Annotated in this window: 2 protein-coding genes; one reads left to right on the top strand and one right to left on the bottom strand. The window is 29.9% G+C overall.

The features are described 5' to 3' along the window. Positions 1 to 77: 77 nt before the first annotated feature. Entirely contained in the window at positions 78 to 638 is a 561-nt protein-coding gene (locus ACODS7_RS31805; protein WP_029443708.1) for a DUF1836 domain-containing protein, read from the bottom strand. 164 nt (positions 639 to 802) lie between these two features. Between ACODS7_RS31805 and trhA the strand changes: the two genes are divergently transcribed. Then, on the top strand, positions 803 to 1450 hold the full coding sequence (trhA, locus tag ACODS7_RS31800) for a PAQR family membrane homeostasis protein TrhA (RefSeq protein ID WP_000995363.1): 648 nt from the start codon (positions 803 to 805) through the stop codon (positions 1448 to 1450). The last annotated feature ends 239 nt before the right edge of the window (positions 1451 to 1689 follow it).

Here is a 1689-nt window from a genome sequence, read left to right as displayed (position 1 = left end):
GTATGCGAATTCAGGAGGTGTTTTTTTCATGTACCACTATTCGGGTTCACTTCATTAATAGGTGGATAGTTTTTTATTTATGATTTTTTCAAATCATCAACTAGTTGCTCTGCTAAACGTCTATACATATTACTCATAGTCACGAAGGATGTTAGTAGTAGAAATTTTTCTAGCTTTGTATCTTCTAAGGAAGAAATCTCATTTACTTCTGTAACACGTTTATTTACGTCTTGTTTAAAGCTTTCGACATTGCTTTCAGTAAGAGTAAGATAATTTTTATATACCGCATTTAATTCAAATGAATCATCGTTTAATAAGGAGTCATTTATATTTTCTAATGAACTTTTTATATCGTTAATGGAGAGTGCGCCCTTTAATTGGTAAATCAGGCTAATTAAAATCATATGCTCTTTTGAATACTTTTTATTTTTGATAGGGATAAATAGTTTCCCTTTTGCGTAATTATTAATCATCGTTTTTGTTAATACTTTTTCATCATCAGTTCTCGTTGTATCTGCATAAGTATTCTCAAATAGTTGGACAACTTGGTCTACATATAAGTCAACATTTGGAATATCCTCAAGTTTAATATTTTTTTCTAAATGTAATGTCTCAAGTAATTCATTTATATTTTCCACGTAGAATCCCTCACTTTTATAACTTAGTGGAACTTAATGTTTAATATATCTTTAAATATGGTATTACGAAACAAATGAATTGTAAATGTTGACCTTAAAAAGAAATGTGTATATAATTACATGTAGTTATCAAAACTACATGTAATTATATGAGGGGTGTTATTATGAATGCTTATGTAAGGGAACCAGTTAACGCATTTACTCACTTAGGTGGAGCGATATTATCATTTATTGCCTTATTAGCTATGCTTGTGAAAGTTTCTATTAAGATGCCATCATTTGCTGCAATTACAGCTGTTATTTTGTTTGGTATTGGAATGATGGTCCTTTATACGGCGTCAGCTGTGTATCATAGTGTTGTGGCCAATGAACGTGTTATTTACTTCTTTAGGAAGCTAGATCATTCTATGATTTTTATATTAATTGCAGGTACATATGCACCCTTTTGCTTGATTACATTAAATTCAGCAAGTGGTTTACTATTATTTTGTTTAGTCTATGCAACTGCGATTTGTGGCATTGTATTTAAAATGTTTTGGTTTAATTGTCCAAGATGGTTATCGACAGCAATTTATATTACGATGGGTTGGTTAATTGTTTTATTCTTTGCACCGTTAGCTGAGAATTTAAGTACAGGAGGCATTATTTTCTTAGTACTTGGAGGCATTTTTTATACAATTGGTGGATTTATTTATGGAACAAAGCCAAAATGGTTAGAGTTTAAATATATGGGGCATCATGAAATTTTTCATGTTTTTGTATTATTAGGTAGTCTTGCGCATTTTCTAAGTGTATATTGTTACGTAATTTAATAAAAAAACGCCACATAATAAAAATTATGTGGCGTTTTTTTATTACCTGATTAGAATCGTATATGTTATAAAATTATTATGGGATAAAATGTAAGTTTCTGTGTTCGCATGTTAAACATAGGATAAGAAATATGTGATATACTTTGAGAAGTTTATAATGAATGAAATATGGAGGACTATAATTATGGCAATACTTGTAACAGGTGGAGCAGGATATATTGGTAGTCATACATGTGTAG

The sequence above is a fragment of the Bacillus sp. FG16 genome (assembly GCF_057809515.1).
Note: the sequence above shows the minus strand (reverse complement) of the source record. Positions and strands in the feature narration are given on the sequence as shown.